Source organism: Streptomyces albidoflavus (assembly GCF_000719955.1).
In the GTDB taxonomy this organism is placed as follows: domain Bacteria; phylum Actinomycetota; class Actinomycetes; order Streptomycetales; family Streptomycetaceae; genus Streptomyces; species Streptomyces albidoflavus.
On record NZ_JOII01000007.1, the window covers coordinates 133,880 to 149,048 of the forward strand.

Annotated in this window: 13 protein-coding genes; 9 read left to right on the forward strand and 4 right to left on the reverse strand. The window is 74.6% G+C overall.

What is annotated here, in order from left to right; all coding sequences use genetic code 11:
* Window position 1: 1 nt before the first annotated feature.
* The 3 genes from IF45_RS0110580 to IF45_RS0110590 are packed head-to-tail and all read left to right on the forward strand — an operon-like array spanning window position 2 to window position 1,787.
* On the forward strand, window positions 2-790 hold the full coding sequence (locus tag IF45_RS0110580) for a helix-turn-helix domain-containing protein (protein WP_037637864.1): 789 nt from the start codon (window positions 2-4) through the stop codon (window positions 788-790).
* Entirely contained in the window at window positions 787-1,032 is a 246-nt protein-coding gene (locus IF45_RS0110585; protein ID WP_030306962.1) for a DUF397 domain-containing protein, read from the forward strand. The genes IF45_RS0110580 and IF45_RS0110585 overlap by 4 nt, the downstream gene beginning before the upstream one ends.
* Window positions 1,029-1,787 carry an aminoglycoside nucleotidyltransferase ANT9 gene (locus IF45_RS0110590; RefSeq protein WP_030306963.1) on the forward strand — a complete coding sequence of 253 codons (759 nt, stop codon included), beginning with the start codon at window positions 1,029-1,031 and terminating at the stop codon, window positions 1,785-1,787. The genes IF45_RS0110585 and IF45_RS0110590 overlap by 4 nt, the downstream gene beginning before the upstream one ends.
* Window positions 1,788-1,793: 6 nt before the next feature.
* Here the strand turns inward: IF45_RS0110590 and IF45_RS0110595 are convergent, their stop codons facing one another.
* The gene (locus IF45_RS0110595; RefSeq protein ID WP_008408973.1) at window positions 1,794-2,348 is read right to left on the reverse strand and encodes a GNAT family N-acetyltransferase; all 555 of its coding nucleotides are present in this window, start codon (window positions 2,346-2,348) and stop codon (window positions 1,794-1,796) included.
* Window positions 2,349-2,474: 126 nt separating this feature from the next.
* Between IF45_RS0110595 and IF45_RS0110600 the strand changes: the two genes are divergently transcribed.
* Entirely contained in the window at window positions 2,475-3,032 is a 558-nt protein-coding gene (locus tag IF45_RS0110600; RefSeq protein WP_239694182.1) for a hypothetical protein, read from the forward strand.
* Between the two features lie 154 nt (window positions 3,033-3,186).
* Complete coding sequence (locus IF45_RS0110605; RefSeq protein ID WP_003949149.1) at window positions 3,187-5,286, forward strand: SpoIIE family protein phosphatase; 2,100 nt, start codon at window positions 3,187-3,189, stop codon at window positions 5,284-5,286.
* 20 nt (window positions 5,287-5,306) lie between these two features.
* On the opposite strand, the gene IF45_RS0110610 is transcribed toward IF45_RS0110605, so the two are convergent.
* Complete coding sequence (locus tag IF45_RS0110610) at window positions 5,307-6,200, reverse strand: helix-turn-helix transcriptional regulator (RefSeq protein WP_030306968.1); 894 nt, start codon at window positions 6,198-6,200, stop codon at window positions 5,307-5,309.
* A gap of 102 nt (window positions 6,201-6,302) precedes the next feature.
* On the opposite strand from IF45_RS0110610, the gene IF45_RS0110615 reads away from it, so the two are divergent.
* The 3 genes from IF45_RS0110615 (at window position 6,303) to alaS (ending at window position 11,753) form a co-directional block, all read left to right on the forward strand.
* Window positions 6,303-7,787, forward strand: coding sequence for an MFS transporter (locus IF45_RS0110615; RefSeq protein WP_030306970.1), 1,485 nt, complete (start codon window positions 6,303-6,305; stop codon window positions 7,785-7,787).
* Between the two features lie 152 nt (window positions 7,788-7,939).
* On the forward strand, window positions 7,940-8,998 hold the full coding sequence (gene tsaD, locus IF45_RS0110620; protein ID WP_030306972.1) for a tRNA (adenosine(37)-N6)-threonylcarbamoyltransferase complex transferase subunit TsaD: 1,059 nt from the start codon (window positions 7,940-7,942) through the stop codon (window positions 8,996-8,998).
* An 85-nt stretch (window positions 8,999-9,083) separates the two neighbouring features.
* The gene (alaS, locus tag IF45_RS0110625; protein ID WP_030306974.1) at window positions 9,084-11,753 is read left to right on the forward strand and encodes an alanine--tRNA ligase; all 2,670 of its coding nucleotides are present in this window, start codon (window positions 9,084-9,086) and stop codon (window positions 11,751-11,753) included.
* 67 nt (window positions 11,754-11,820) lie between these two features.
* On the opposite strand, the gene IF45_RS0110630 is transcribed toward alaS, so the two are convergent.
* Entirely contained in the window at window positions 11,821-13,146 is a 1,326-nt protein-coding gene (locus tag IF45_RS0110630; protein ID WP_008408960.1) for a cytochrome P450, read from the reverse strand.
* Between the two features lie 678 nt (window positions 13,147-13,824).
* Between IF45_RS0110630 and IF45_RS0110635 the strand changes: the two genes are divergently transcribed.
* The gene (locus IF45_RS0110635; RefSeq protein ID WP_018470134.1) at window positions 13,825-14,610 is read left to right on the forward strand and encodes an alpha/beta fold hydrolase; all 786 of its coding nucleotides are present in this window, start codon (window positions 13,825-13,827) and stop codon (window positions 14,608-14,610) included.
* 39 nt (window positions 14,611-14,649) lie between these two features.
* Here IF45_RS0110635 and IF45_RS0110640 read toward each other — a convergent pair whose 3' ends face one another.
* Window positions 14,650-15,087 carry an ArsI/CadI family heavy metal resistance metalloenzyme gene (locus IF45_RS0110640; RefSeq protein ID WP_030306977.1) on the reverse strand — a complete coding sequence of 146 codons (438 nt, stop codon included), beginning with the start codon at window positions 15,085-15,087 and terminating at the stop codon, window positions 14,650-14,652.
* Window positions 15,088-15,169: the final 82 nt, after the last annotated feature.

Sequence of the window (15,169 nt, forward strand, 5' to 3'; positions counted from 1 at the left end):
CGTGGCAGAACTCGTCCGGATCTTGCGAAGAAAGCACGGGTACACCCAGGAGGGGCTGGGCGACCTCATCGGCTGGACGGGGTCGGCCATCAGCGCCGTCGAGACGCACGCCCAGCCCGTGAGCGAGGACATGCTGGTGGCGCTGGAACCAGCCATCGGCGAGGGACTGGGACTGTTCACCGTGGCCCGGCCCTACATCAACCGGGAAAGGTTCCCGAAGCGATTCCGCGCCTTCTCCCTCCTGGAAGCAGAAGCCCTCTCGCTCTCCACCTACCAGAACTTCGTGGTCGACGGACTGTTCCAGACCAGGGACTACGCCCGCGCCCTGATCGACGGCAGCTACCCGGTTCCCCCACCCCAGAAGCGGGACGATTACGTCGAGGCCCGCATGGCGCGTAAGGCGCTGTTCGACCGCGATCCGACACCGATGATCGAGCTGATCCTCGAAGAGACCGTACTCAGGAGGCCGTTCGGGTCCTGGGAGGTGCTTCACGGCCAGTTGCGATCGCTTCTCGCGGATTCCGAGCGCCACAACGTGACTCTTCAGGTACTCCCGTTGGACCGTGGACTCACCGGCACCCACGCGGGCGAGCGCGGCCCGATGAAACTGGTGGAGACAGAGGACCACCAGCGGGTCATCTACACCGAGATCGAGGACCAGGGGGTTCTGCTGACCGACCCACCAGTGGTCAGCGAACTCACGCACCGCTATGGGAAGATCCGCTCGCAGTGCATGACCCCGGAAGACTCCAGGACGCTCATCGAGAAACTGGCGGGAGAGACGGCGTGAACGACACCCTCCACTGGTTCAAGTCCAGCTACAGCGACGGTGGCGGAGGCGACTGCGTCGAAGCGGCCTTCACCTGGCACAAGTCCACCTACAGCGACGGCGGAGGCGGCAACTGCGTGGAGGTCTCCCCCTGCACCTGCCCCACCCCCACCACCGTCCACATCCGGGACTCCAAAAACCCCACCGGCCCCACCCTCACCCTCAGCAGCACCGCGTGGGCAGCCTTCCTCGTTTCTGCATGACAGCTCAGCTTGACGAAGTCCTCGCGCTTGTCAGCGAGTTGGTTCACCCGACCGATCTCGTCGCCGTCTACCTGTACGGCTCGGCCACGACCACCGGGCTGCGGCCGTACAGCGATCTCGACGTGTTCGTGGTCGTGCGGCGCGGGCTCGTGGAGGAGGAGCGGCGTGGGCTGACCGCTCGGCTGCTCGGGATCTCCGGGGCGCCGGGGCGGCCCGTGGAGCTGACCGTGGTGGTGCTCGGGGACGTGGTGCCGTGGCGGTATCCGGCCCGGCAGGAGTTCCAGTACGGGGAGTGGCTGCGGGAGGCGTACGAGCGCGGGGAGGTTCCGGGGGCGCGGGTCGAGCCGGATCTCGCGGTGCTGATGCGAATGGTGGTGGCGGACGGGCGGGTGCTGGCGGGGCCTCCGGCGGGTGAGGTGTTGCCGGAGGTGCCTGCGGAGGATGTGGCGCGGGCGGTGGTCGCCGGGGTGCCCGGTCTGCTCGGGGAACTGGCCGAGGACACCCGGAACGTGCTGCTTACCCTCGCGCGGGCCTGGGTCACGCTCGACACCGGGGCGGTCGTGCCGAAGGACGCGGCGGCCGGGTGGGCGCTGGGCCGCCTGCCCGGGGAGCACCGGCCCGCGCTGGCGCACGCGCGGGAGGTGTACCTCGGGGAGGCGGAGGAGAACTGGGGCCGGGTCGGGCCCGGGCGGGTGGCGGACTGTGCCGCGTATCTGGCGGGACGGGTACGGGAGTTGGCGCCGGGCTCAGAGTGAGGCGGGTCAGCTCGCGGGCTGGTCCCACTCCTCCGACAGGACCGCCCACAGCTCCATGTCGAGGCGTCGGCCCCGGTGGACGTAGGCCGAGCGCTGGACGCCCTCGCGGGTCATGCCGAGGCGGCGGGCGACGGCGATGCTCGGCTCGTTGTCCGTGGCCACGTGCCACTCGACGCGGCGCATCCCGCGCACCGTGAACGCCCAGTCGATGACCGTCCGGCAGGCCCGCGTCACCAGGCCCCGCCCGACCGCTGCGGGCTCCAGCCAGCAGCCGGCCTCGGCCACGCCGTGCACGGGGTCGAAGGTGCGGAAGAGGACGCCGCCGACGAGCGTTCCGTCCAGCCAGATCCCGTACAGCCGCCCGGCGTCGGCCGCCTGCCGCTCCGCGTAGGTCCTGAGGAAGGCGCGGCTCTCGGTGAGGTCCCGGACGACGTCCGGCAGGCCGTTCCGCTCGCCCACGGTCTCCCGTGCGCGGTCCATGTGGGCGAGGAACTCGTCCGCCTGCCAGATCTCCAGCGGGCGGAGTTCGGCGCCCTCGGGGCCGAGGGGGAGCGTGAACATGGGGGCCTTCCGGTCGGCGGGCGCGCGACGTGCGCGATGCGCGGTGCGATGCGCGGGGATGCTTTCACGCCGGGTGGGCGCGACGCAGCCGAATTACCGCTGTGGCCTGGTGCGATGCTGACGCGCATGAAGCGGAGTTACCTGATCCACGCGGGGTTCGGCCTGGTGCCTGGCGGTGCGCTGATCCTGCTCGCCGCGCTGACCTGGATACCCGGTCTCGTACCGCCGCAGTGGAATCCTGGGGTTCCGCTGGTCGCCCTCCTGCTGGCGCTGCCCGTCTTCGTGACGGCGATGGCCCGGCTCCTGCTGGCCCGGGTCAGCAAGGCCACGCTGTGGGACGCCTTCCGGTGTCTGCCCGGAACGGCGCAGCTGGGACTCGGCGGGGGACTGGTGGCGGCGGTCGCCACGCTCGCCTCCACCTTCGCCGGACCGTACGGGCACTTCCAGGCGCCCGAGGAACACGGTGCGGGGCGGTATCTCGCCTGGGACGGAGCGGTGCGCGAGACGGTGGAGGTCTCCCACGAGGTCTACCTCGCCGTCGTGGGGGCGGACCTGCGCATGGCACTGGGGATGGGAGCGACGCTGTTCGTCGTGGCGGGGGTGGCGGTGCTGCTGGCCGGGGAGATACGGCGGTGGGACCAGGCCGGGGACCGGGAGCCGGATCGAGTGCCCCGGACGGGGTGAGGGCGGGTGGCCAGGACAGGCACACCCGCCCGTTTCCGCGCAGAATGGGAGGGTCGGCCACCCTGGCGGGTCGCGTGTGCGGCGCGGCCGGGGGCCTCGGCCGTGTACCGAGTGCCGTTGCGGCCAGGTCCGGGGCCGGGGCAGGAGGAGGCTCATGCAGCGCAGCGCCGCGGCGTCCGGCGAACCCGATCCGCAGACCGACGCGCCGTCCGAGCCCCTGTCCACCGCCCGGGTGGCGCTGGCCGTCAACAACATGGGCACCTTCACCTGGAGCCTCGCCGACAACAGGCTCGGGTACGACCGGGGCGGCGAGACGGTCATGGGGTTCCGGCCCGGGGAGTTCGACGGGCGGCTGGAGACGCTCGGCGAGCGGATGCTGCCGGTGGAGCTGCCGGCGGTCCAGGAGCAGGTGGAGCGGGCCATGCGGGAGCGGTCCAGCTTCAGCCTGTACTTCCGGGTGCGGCACCCGAACGGCGCACTGCGCTGGACCCACACCCAGGGCCACGTGATCACCGACCGGCAGGGCAGGCCGGTCCGGGTCATCGGGATCATCCGGGACGCCAGCCAGGAGCTGCGCGCCGTCGACCAGACGGAGGAACTGCGCCGCGCCCGCAGCGAGCGGCGCCGCCAGGCCGACATCGTGGGGCACGTCAGCGACACCCTGGTCCCGACCCTCACCCTGGACGACCTCGCCGAGGCGCTCACCTCCGACCGGCTGCTGGAGCAGATCGGCGCCTCCAGCATCATCCTGGGCATGGTCGACGCCGGGCACATCCGGCTGATCGGCGCCAACGGCATCCCCGCCGACCTGCTGCGCGACTTCCACCTCTCCCGCCTGGAACAGCCGCTGCCGCTCACCGAGGCGGCCCGTTCCCGGGAGGCCGTCTTCCTCCTGGGCCGCCAGGAGTTCGTCGAGCGGTACCCGTCGCTCGAACCGTACGTACGGGAGTTCCCCCAGGCCGCCGCGGCCGTCTACCTCCCGCTGATCGCCCAGGGCGACGCCATCGGCGCCGTCGGCCTCACCTACGAGGGCCGCGCCCACTTCCCGCAGGACGAGCAGACCGTGCTGCGCGCCCTCGGCAAGGTCATCGCCCAGGCCCTGCAACGCGCCCTCCTCTACGACCAGGAGCACGAGCTGGCCGCCGGCCTCCAGACGGCCATGCTCCCCGGGCACCTGCCCCACTCCCCCGGCGTCGAGCTGGCCGCCCGCTACCGGCCCACGCGGGCGCGGGGCGGCATCGGCGGCGACTGGTACGACGCGCTGCTGCTCTCCGACGGGCGGGTGGGGGCGGTCATCGGCGACGTGCAGGGCCACGACGTGACGGCCGCCGCCATCATGGGCCAGCTCCGCATCGCGCTGCGGGCGTACGCGGCCGAGGGGCACCCGCCGACGACCGTGATGGCGCGCGGCTCGGTCTTCCTCACCGAACTCGACACCGGGCGCTTCGCCACCTGCCTGCTCGCCGTCCTCGACCCGCGCACCGGCCTGACCACGATCGTGCGGGCCGGCCACCCGGACCCCGCGCTGCGGCTCGCCGACGGCACCACCGCCTCCCTCGACATCCCCGGCGGCCTCCCTCTCGGCCTGACCTCCCCGGAGGCCCAGCCCGTCTACCCGGCGTACGAGACCGTCCTCGAACCCGGCTCCACCCTGCTGCTCTGCACCGACGGGCTCTTCGAGTCCCGCACCCAGGACATCGACACGGGGCGGGTCCGGCTCCTGGAGGCGCTGCGGGAGGGGCCCGGCGAACCGGAGCGGCTCGCGGACCACCTGCTGGGCGCGATGGCGCCGTACACGGGCGAGGAGGACGACGTGGCGCTGCTGGTGCTGCGGCGGCTGGCGGGGCCTTCGACCCCGGCGCAGCTGATGGAGGCGGTGATCGCGCCGGGCGATCCGGAGGCGCTGCGGGCGGCCCGGCAGGATCTGCGGGTGGCGCTGGAGGGCTGGCAGCTGGACTCCCTCGCCGACACCGCCGTACTGCTCACCTGCGAACTCGTCACCAACGCCCTGCTGCACAGCGGCGGCGAGACCCTGCTGACCGCCCGCCCGGTACGGCGCGAGGACGGCGGCCGGGCCCTGCGGCTCTCCGTCACCGACGCCTCCCCCGCCTCCCCGCGCCGCCGGGCCGCCACCGGCCAGGCGACCTCGGGGCGGGGCATGCTCCTGGTCGAGGAACTGACCAGCGACTGGGGTGTGGAGCCGCGCGGCAACGGCAAGACGGTGTGGTGCGAGATCCCGCTGGCGGTGCCCTGAGCCTCCCCTGCGGGAGCCTCTTACGCCTGGACCGCCTCACCGCCGGCCGCGGAGCCGCAGCCGGAGGTCCATGCCGGGGCGGCGCCGACCAGCGAGTCGAGCCGCTCCAGCCGCTGCGTGGTGGTGGCGTCGGCGGGCGTCATGACGATGATCCGCTCACCCCGGGCCCGGTCCAGCCACAGGCTCTGGAACTGGACGTCGAGGGCGCCGACGCGCGGCGAGCGGTAGCGGCGCAGCTGGGTGCGGTCGCCGGCCACATCGTACGACTCCCAGAGCCGGACGAAGTCGGGGGACTCCTGGCGCAGGCGGGTGAGGAGCGCGTTCCAGCGGGGGTTGTCGCGGTGTTCCGGCTGGCGGGCGCGGAGGCGGGCGGTGATCTCGCGCAGGACGGTCTCCTCGTCGACCAGGCTGTCGCGCCAGCGCGGCTCGGTGAACATCAGCCAGGCGCAGTTGCGTTCCTCGACCGGGTAGGCGTCGAGGTCGGCGAAGAGGTAGCGGTAGGCGCGGTTGGCGGCGACCAGGTCGTAGCAGTCGGTCTGCACGGCGGCCGGGTACGGCAGGAACTTGGCGAGCAGGGTGGTGTGCTCGGGGCGCAGGTCCATGGGCGGGCCCGGTTCGGTGGCGGTGCCCCGGCCGGCGAGGACGCGCAGGTGCCGGTGTTCGGCGGCGTCCAGGCGCAGGACGCGGGCGACCGCGTCCAGGACCTGGTCGGAGGCGTTCCGCGCCCGCCCCTGTTCGAGCCAGGTGTACCAGGTGACGCCGATCCCGGCGAGCTGCGCGACCTCCTCACGACGCAGGCCGGGGGTGCGGCGGCGGCCGCCGGCGGGCAGGCCCGCCTCGCCCGGGGAGATGCGGGCACGGCGGGCGCGCAGGAAGGCGCCGAGGGCGTCGCGGTCGGCTGTCGAGGAGGTCACCCTGCCAGTGTGGGGCCTTCGGGCGGGCACATCCAGGTGGTGCCAGTACCCGTACAAGGGGACTCCTGGTACCAGGATGGCGGGCGGTCCAGGGTCGGTGTCATGACCCCACAGACCGCTCCCGCCGAGTCCGCCACGGGCTCCGCGACGCCCGCCCCAGGGCCGCGCCCGGTGCGTGCCCTCACCGGCGCCGGCCTCGCCGTGCTGCTTCTCGCCTACCTCCCCGTGAACATGACGTTCGGCTCGGTCAACCTGCTCGAACCGGCGATCGTCACCGATCTCGGCGTGACCGTCTCGGGCGGGCAGCTGGTGCTCTCCGGGTACACCACGGCGTTCGCCGCGACGCTGGTCGTCGCGGGGCGGCTCGGCGACCGGTACGGCAGGCGGCGGCTGCTGGCGGCCGGAGCCGGGACGTTCGGGGTGGCCTCGGTGCTGGCCGCGCTGGCGCCGAACCTGGTCACCCTGGTCGCCCTGCGGGCCGTCCTGGGCGTGGCGGCGGGCCTGTTCACCCCGCAGGTGCTGTCGACGATCCAGGCCACGGCGCCGGAGCGGCTGCGGACGCTGGGCGTCACGCTCTTCGCCGCCGTCAGCGGCATCGCGACCGTCACCGGGCAGCTCCTCGCGGGCGTCGTCGCGCAGACGGCCGGGGACCACTGGGGCTGGCGGCTGGTCCAGGCCCTGACCGGGGCCATCGGCGCGGCCGCCCTCCTCGGCCTGCGGACGGTCCCCGAGTCGCGCTCGACGGCGCCGCTCGCCCTCGACCTGCGCGGGGCGGCGCTTCTCGGCACGGGTCTGCTCCTCGTCGTGGTGCCGCTGACGCTGGGCACCTCGGCGGGCGGCCCCGCCCTCGTCCTCGCGATGCTGGCGGCGGGCGGCGCCGTCCTCGCCGCCTTCGCCCGCTCGCAGCGCGCCGCCGAACGCCGGGGCGAACTGCCCGTCGTCCCGCCGGCCGTGCTGCGCACCCCGGCCGTCCGCCAGGGCCTGATCATGACCCTGCTCTTCTTCACCGGCTACGGCGCGTTCCTGTACGAGTTCTCGGCCCTCTCCCAGGGCGCGTTCGGCGCGGACGCCTGGGGTGCGGTGGTGCTGCTGCTCGGGTTCGGCGCGGCCTTCATCGCCACCGCCCTCGCCCTGCCCGCCGTGGAACGGCGCACCGGCCGCTGGACGATGACCGGCGCCGCGCTCGGCCAGGCCGCCGTCCTGCTCGCCCTCGCCGTCACCGTGAACGGCGCGCAGGGCCGGGCCCCGGCCGCCCTCCACCCGCTGCTGATCCTGCTCGGCGTCACCCAGGCCCTGATGTACGGGCCGGTCCTGCGCACCGTGCTGTCCCGCACCCCGACCTGGGCGGCCGGGGTCGCCGGCGGCCTCTTCACCACCTTGCAGCAGCTGGGGCTCGGCCTCGGGGTGGCGCTCCTGGGCGGCGTCTTCCACGCCGTGGCCGACGGCCAGGGGGGCGGCTCCGCGTCCGGGCTGCCGCACGGGTTCGCGGTCGCGGTGACCGTGCAGGCGGCGCTGGCGCTGGTCTTCGCCTTCCTGGCCGGGCGGGTCGCCCGGGGAACCGACCGCGTCATGTCGGAAAAGGCATAGGCGCCGGCCGGTTCGGCCCGTCCGGGCGATCGGGGCGATCGGGGCGATCGACAGGTACCGGACGCGACAGCCCGCCCCCTTGTTGCACACTGGTTGCAAGAACAATCTGTGAGCAACAAGGGTGAGGCGGGTGGGCTCCATGGGCGGCACGGATCGTCCTGGGGGTCGAGTCGTCCTGCAACGAGACCGGCGCGGGACTGGTCAGGGACGGGCGGCTGCTCGGGCAGGCCCTCGCGTCCAGCATGGACGAGCACGTGCGGTTCGGCGGGGTGGTGCCCGAGATCGCCGCCCGCGCCCACCTGGAGGCGTTCACGCCGGTGGTGCGCGAGGCGCTCGACCGGGCCGGGCTGCGGCCGGCCGACGTCGGGGCGGTCGCCGTGACCACCGGGCCCGGTCTGTCGGGGGCGCTCCAGGTCGGGCTGGCCGGGGCGAAGACGCTCGCCCACAGCCTCGGGGTCCCGCTGTACGGCGTGCACCACCTGGCCGGGCACGTCGCCGCCGACACCCTGGAGCACGGGCCGCTGCCCGACCCCTGTGTGGTGCTGATCGTCTCCGGCGGCCACACCTCCCTCCTCCTCGTCCGCGACCTGGCCCGGGACCCGGTCGTCCACCTCGGGGACACCCTGGACGACGCGGCCGGGGAGTGCTTCGACAAGGCCGCCCGCCTCTTCGGGCTGCCCTATCCCGGCGGACCCGCGATCGACCGGGCGGCCCGCGAGGGCGACCCGGGCGCCGTGGCCTTCCCCCGGCCGCTGACCGGGCCGCGCGACGACCCGTACGCCTTCTCCTTCTCCGGGCTGAAGACGGCCGCCGCGCGCTGGGCCGAGCGGTACCGGGCCAAAGGTGAGCAGCCGCCGCTCGCCGACGGCGCGGCCTCGCTCCAGGAGGCGGTGGCCGACGTGCTGACCCGCAAGGCGGTCGCCGCCTGCCGGGAGCACGGGGTGGGCACGCTCGTCGTGGTCGGCGGGGTGGCCGCCAACTCGCGGGTCCGGGCGCTGGCCGAGGAGCGGTGCCGGGCGGCCGGGATCGCGCTGCGGGTGCCGCCGCTCCGGCTCTGCACCGACAACGGCGCGATGATCGCCGCCGTCGGCGACCTGCTGGTGCGGGCCGGGGCCGCACCGGCGCCGCTCGACCTCTCGGCCGACCCCTCCGCCCCGCTGGAGTACGCCGCCCTGCACCCCGTCGGCCGCGCGGCGCCCGCCCTCGTCTGACCCGGGCCGTGGTACGCCGGACGGACCCACGGCTTCCCCCGCCGAGCCCTTCCCCCCCCTCTCCCCCACCCCTCCGGAGGCACCCGTGCGTACCGCCGACATCCGCAGCCGCTTCCTCGACCACTTCACGGCGCGCGGCCACACCCCCGTGCCGAGCGCGCCGCTGCCGACGCCGGACCCGACGCTGCTCTTCGTCAACGCGGGCATGGTGCCGTTCAAGCCGTACCTGACCGGTGAGGTGCCGGCGCCGTGGCCGCGCGCCACCAGCGTGCAGAAGTGCGTGCGCACCCTGGACATCGAGGAGGTCGGCCGGACCACCCGGCACGGCTCGTTCTTCCAGATGGCGGGCAACTTCTCCTTCGGCGACTACTTCAAGGAGGAGGCGATCGCCCTCGCCTGGGAGCTGTCCACCACCCCCGTCGCCGACGGCGGCTACGGCCTGGACCCGGCCCGGATCTGGGTCACCGTCCACCACACCGACACCGAGGCCCGCGCCCTGTGGCGCCGGACCGCCGGGCTGCCCGACGCGCGGATCGTGGACCGGGGCGACGAGGACAACTTCTGGTCCATGGGCGTCCCCGGCCCCTGCGGCCCCTCCTCCGAGCTGTACTACGACCGGGGCCCGGCCTTCGGCCCGGAGGGCGGCCCTGCCGTGGACGAGGACCGCTTCATGGAGTTCTGGAACCTCGTCTTCATGCAGGACGAACGCGGCGAGGGGCACGGCAAGTCGGGGTACCCGATCCTCGGCGAACTCCCGCACCGCAACATCGACACCGGCCTGGGGCTGGAGCGGATGGCCACCCTCCTCCAGGACAAGCCGAACCTCTACGAGATCGACGAGACCCGCCCGGTCCTGGACGCCGCCGCCGAGCTGACCGGGACCCGCTACGGCTCCGACGCCGCCGCCGACGTCCGCCTCCGCGTCGTCGCCGACCACGTCCGCACCGCCCTGATGCTGCTGGCCGACGGGGTCTCCCCCACCAACGAGGGGCGCGGTTACGTCCTGCGCCGAATGCTGCGCCGCGCCGTCCGCTCCGTCCGCCAGCTCGGGTACCCGGACCCGGCTCTCCCCGCCCTGCTGCCGGTCGCCCGCGACCTGATGGCGTACGGCTACCCGGAGGTCGCCGAGTCCTTCCCGCGCATCGCCGAGCAGGCGTACGCCGAGGAGGAGGCGTTCCGGGCCACGCTCCAGCAGGGCACCACCGTGCTGGACACCGCCGTCGCCAAGGTCCGCGCGGAGGGCGGCACGGCGCTGCCCGGCGCGCAGGCGTTCCAGCTCCACGACACCTACGGCTTCCCCATCGACCTCACCCTGGAGATGGCCGCCGAGCAGGGCGTCGAGGTCGACCGCGCGGGGTTCACCGCGCTCATGGAGGACCAGCGCGAACGGGCCCGCGCCGACGCCCGCGCCCGCAAGTCCGGCGGCACCGGCGACACCTCGGCCCTGCGCGCGGTCCTGGACGCCTCAGGGCCCACCGAGTGGCTGGCCTGGGAGAAGCTCACCACCCGCGCCACCGTACGGGCCGTACTCGGCGCCGAGGGTCCGCTGCCCGTCGCCACCGCCGGGCAGCTCGCCACCGTCGTCCTCGACCGCACCCCCTTCTACGCCGAGTCGGGCGGCCAGGCCGCCGACGCCGGGCACCTCACCGGCGCCTCCGTCGAGGCCGAGGTCGTCGACGTGCAGCGGCCCCTGCCCGGCCTCGTCGTCCACCGCGTGCGCGTCCTGGCCGGCGAACTCGCCCCCGGCGACGAGGTCGAGGCCACCGTCGACCCCGAATGGCGACTCGGCGCCCGCCAGGCCCACTCCGGTACGCACGTCCTGCACGCCGCGCTGCGCCAGGTGCTGGGCCCGGCCGCGCTCCAGTCCGGCTCCTACAACCGGCCGGGCCACCTCCGCCTGGACTTCCCCTGGCGCGGCGCCCTGACCCCGGCCGCCCGCAGCGAGGTGGAGGAGGCGGCCAACCAGGCGCTCCGCCGCGACCTGCCCGTCGGCGTCCGCTGGATGCCGCTGGCCGAGGCGCGGGAACTCGGCGCGCTGGCCCTCTTCGACGAGACGTACGGCGAGGAGGTGCGGGTGGTGGAGATCGGCGGCCCGTGGTCGCGCGAACTCTGCGGCGGCACCCATGTCGCGCACACCTCGCAGATCGGCGTGATCGCGCTGACCGGCGAAGCCTCGGTCGGTGCGGGCATGCGCCGCCTGGAGGCCGCCGTGGGCATCGAGGGCTTCGGCTACCTGGCCCGCGAACGGGACCTGGCCGCCCAGCTCGCCCAGCAGCTCGGCGCCCCGAGGGCCGAACTCCCCGAGCGGATCTCCGGGCTGCTGGACCGCCTCAAGGCCACCGAGCGGGAGAACGCCCGCCTGCGCCAGGACGCCGTGGCGGCGCGGGCCGCGCGGCTGGCGCGGGAGGCCACCGACACCGGCCCGGCCCTGGTGGTCACCGCGACGACCGACGAGGGAGCCGAGGCCGCCCGCGCGCTCGCCACCGCGGTCCGGGACGCGCTGCCCGCCGGGCGCCCCGGCGTCGTGGCGGTCGGGAGCGGCACCGGCGGCCGGGCGGTCGTCGTCACCGCCGTCACCGAGACCGCCCCGGCGGCGGGGCTGGCCGCCGACGCCCTGGTCAAGCGGCTGCTGGGCGGCCGGGGCGGCGGCAGTGCGCGTACCGCTCAGGGCGGGGGCCTGGCGGCGGATCACCTGGCCGGGGTGCTGGAGGGGTTGCCCGGCCTCGTCGTGGAGACGGCGGAGGAGGGCACCTGAGCCCACCCCCGCACAACCCGGGCATCGGGCGATGTTTCACGTGAAACATCGCCCGGGCCGGGCGGCGTCACTTCAGGCGGACCGGCAGCGAGTCCACGCCGTAGACGATGGAGAGCTTGCGGAACTCCAGCTCCTGGGGCTCCACCGCGAGGCGCAGGGCCGGGAAGCGCTCGACCAGGAGGGGGAAGGCGGCGCGCAGTTCCATCCGGCCGAGTTCGGCGCCGACGCAGCGGTGGATGCCGTAGCCGAAGGCGAGGTGCGAGGAGGCCGGCGGGCGGGACGGGTCGAAGGCGTCCATCTCGGGGCCGAGCCGCTTGTCGCGGTCGGCGGCGCTCAGCGAGACGATGACGATGTCGCCGGCCGAGATGGCCTGGCCGCCGACGACGGTGTTCTCGCGGGCGAAGCGCGGGAAGGCGGTCTGCACGACGGTGAGGTGGCGCAGGAGTTCGTCGACGAACGGGGTGGCGACGGCGCCCGGGTCCTCGGCCTCGCGGATCGCCGTGAAGTGGGTGCGGTCCTGGAGCATGACGAGGGTGCCCAGCGCGAGCATGCTGGCCGTGGTCTCCAGGCCCCCGGTGAGGACGCCGTCGGCGAGGCCGGTCAGCTCCTCGTCGGTGACGGCGTCCCCATGCTCGCGGATGATCATGCCGAGGAGGCCGTCGCCGGGCTCGCGGCGCTGCTGCGCGATGACGCCCCGCAGGTACTCGCGGGACTGCGAGATCGCCCCGAAGGAGGCCCCGAGGCCGCCGAGCACGTCGAAGCGGGCCACCGAGAACTGCTGGAAGGCGTCGCGCTCCTCGTAGGGGACGCCGAGGAGTTCGCAGATGACCAGGGCCGGGACGGGCAGGGCGAAGTGCTCGACCAGGTCGACGCGGCCGTCCGCGTCGGCGGCGGCCTCCAGCGCGTCCAGCCGCTCCTCGATGATCGAGTGGATCAGCGGGGTGAGCCGGTTCAGGCGCCGCATGGTGAACTCGGGGGTGAGCAGACGGCGCAGCCGGGTGTGGTCCGGCGGGTCGGCGAAACCGAGGCCACCCGGTTCGTGGTGCTCGGCGACGCCGTTGGTACCGACCAGGTGGGCGAAATCGTTGCTGAAGGCGCGGGCGTCGCCCAGGACTTCCTTGGCCTCGTCGTAGCCGGTGACCAGCCAGACCGGGACGGCGGGGACGGGGAGCCGGCTGACGGGCTCGCGGTCGCGCAGGGCGCCGATCTCGGGGACGGGGTCGAGGCCGTCGCGGCGGAGCGGCAGCAGGGCCGGTTCGGGGAGCTTGGACAGGGCGTTCAGATCGAGTGTGGTGCCCTTGCGGCGGAGTCGGCTGAGATAACGGCGGGTGAGCCAGCCGGCTATGGAGGAACGTGCGGTACGTACGGTGCGTATGGGTGTGGCTATGGGCATGACAGGTGCTCGCATCTGTGAAGTGTGGCGGACAGGTGGGCGGGGCCGGACTCCCCTCCCGCGGCCGTACTCCGGTGGAATACGCCGACGGGCCGGGCGGCGGTTCCGGCCGCCGGTCCCTGACGGGAGACCGGGAGGACCGGCGACGCCGTGACCCCGCTGCCCCTGTCCCGGGGCCGGGTCCGCGCGACGGGGCCGCGCGGGACGAGAGACGGACGGTGGAGCGCTGCGGGCCAGGTGGCAGCGAGCGGTGGCCTTGGCCGGGCGCTGCGTCCCGGCGCGACGCCAGGAGGCGGACGGGCCGGAGCGGCGGGTGGGGGGTGAGACCGGGTCAGGGCGGCTGCTTCGGTACGGGTCGGGTCCTCCGGAACAGTACGGGTGGCGGGCGGATCGGCCGGACAGCGGGGACGCCTGGCGCACGCCGGGAGCGTGGCGACGTCCCGCTGTACCAGACGACGCGGGGGGCCGGGTGGTTGAGCGGTCGATGATGACATGGCCGCCTGAGGGCAGGTACAGGGAGTACCGGCCACTCCGCTTTCCGGGGCGGTGCGTCCGCTCACGGGCAGGCCGGTTGTCGGTGGCCGTGACTACGCTCGACGACAGCGCGGCCACGGTGGCCGCGCCGAGGGGTGCGGTGCCGCGGGGGCGGTCCGTCACGGGCCGGGCGGGAGGTACGGAGTGCGCGACGCGGTGGTGACGCCGGACGGCGACCGGATGCGCTGGGTGGAGATCCCCGGCGGCGACGAGCGGGGCGAGCGGCCACCCCGGGTCTACGTGCACGGGCTGGGCGCCAGTGCGCCCGCCTACTTCGCGGCGGCGGCCTGCCACCCGCTGCTCACCGGCCCCCGCTCCCTCCTCGTCGACCTGCTCGGCTTCGGCCTCAGCGACCGCCCCACCGCCTTCGACTACCGTCTGGAGTCCCACGCCGACGCCCTGGCGACGGCGCTCCGCGCGGCCGGGGTCACCGGCGCCGAGGTCGTCGCCCACTCCATGGGCGGCTCGGTGGCGATCCACCTGGCGGCCCGCCACCCGGAGCTGGTCTCCCGGCTGGTCCTGGTCGACGCCAATCTCGACCCGGGCACCCTCCCGGCCTCCCCCGCCGCCGGAAGCCGCGGCATCGCCACGTTCACCGAGGAGGAGTTCCTCGCGGGCGGCTGGCGCGAGGTCCGGGACGCGGCCGGCCCCACCTGGTGGGCGACGATGCGCCTGGCCGGCCTGGAGGCCCTGCACCGCAGCTCCGTCCACCTGGTCCGCGACAGCACCCCTCCCCTGCGCACCCTGCTCGCCGCCCTCCCGATACCCCGCACCTTCCTCCACCCGGCACCCGACGGCCCCCCGGCGGACACCCCGGCCCTGCGCGCGGCCGGGGTCACGGTGACGGCCGTCCCCGACTGCGGCCACAACGTCATGCTCGACAACCCCCAGGGCTTCGCCACGGCGGTGGCGGAAGCGCTGGGGGCGTAGGTGAGGTTTCCGGGCTGACGGCGGGCGCGCGCCCCGGCCTTACGCCGCGCAGCAGCCGCCTTCTGCCGCCGGGCCCGGCTCCTGCGGGGCCGCACCCGGGCCCATCGAGTCGGCGTCGGCCTTCACCACGTACACCTCCCAGGGCTCGCGGCCCGGGCCGTGCACCCAGACCTTGTCCTGGAGGGCGTAGCAGCAGGAGGTGTCGTTCTCCTCGAAGGTGGCGAGGCCCGCTTCCTTGAGGCGGGTGGTGGCGGCGGTGACCTCCTCGGTGGTGGCGACCTCGACGCCGAGGTGGTCGAGGCGGGTCTCGCCGCCGGGCTCGCCCTGGATGAGGACGAGCTTGAGGGGCGGCTCGGTGAGGGCGAAGTTGGCGTAGCCGGGGCGGAGTTTGGCCGGCTCGGTGCCGAAGAGTCGGGAGTAGAAGGCGACGGAGGCGTCCAGGTCGGGGACGTTGAGGGCGAGCTGGGCACGGGACACGGCGGGCTCCTGGGGTCGGGCCGGGCTGCGGGCAGGGTGCGGCCCGGAGGCGCGGACCGAGGCCGCCGCCCGGCGACTGCAT

What these genes read in the sequence shown, in the direction of transcription:
- IF45_RS0110590 (WP_030306963.1), top strand. Translation starts at nt 1,029, where the DNA reads ATGACAGCTCAGCTTGACGAAGTCCTCGCGCTTGTCAGCGAGTTGGTT.
- IF45_RS0110630 (WP_008408960.1), bottom strand. Translation starts at nt 13,146, where the DNA reads ATGCCCATAGCCACACCCATACGCACCGTACGTACCGCACGTTCCTCC.
- IF45_RS0110600 (WP_239694182.1), top strand. Translation starts at nt 2,475, where the DNA reads ATGAAGCGGAGTTACCTGATCCACGCGGGGTTCGGCCTGGTGCCTGGC.
- IF45_RS0110605 (WP_003949149.1), top strand. Translation starts at nt 3,187, where the DNA reads ATGCAGCGCAGCGCCGCGGCGTCCGGCGAACCCGATCCGCAGACCGAC.
- IF45_RS0110615 (WP_030306970.1), top strand. Translation starts at nt 6,303, where the DNA reads ATGACCCCACAGACCGCTCCCGCCGAGTCCGCCACGGGCTCCGCGACG.
- IF45_RS0110595 (WP_008408973.1), bottom strand. Translation starts at nt 2,348, where the DNA reads ATGTTCACGCTCCCCCTCGGCCCCGAGGGCGCCGAACTCCGCCCGCTG.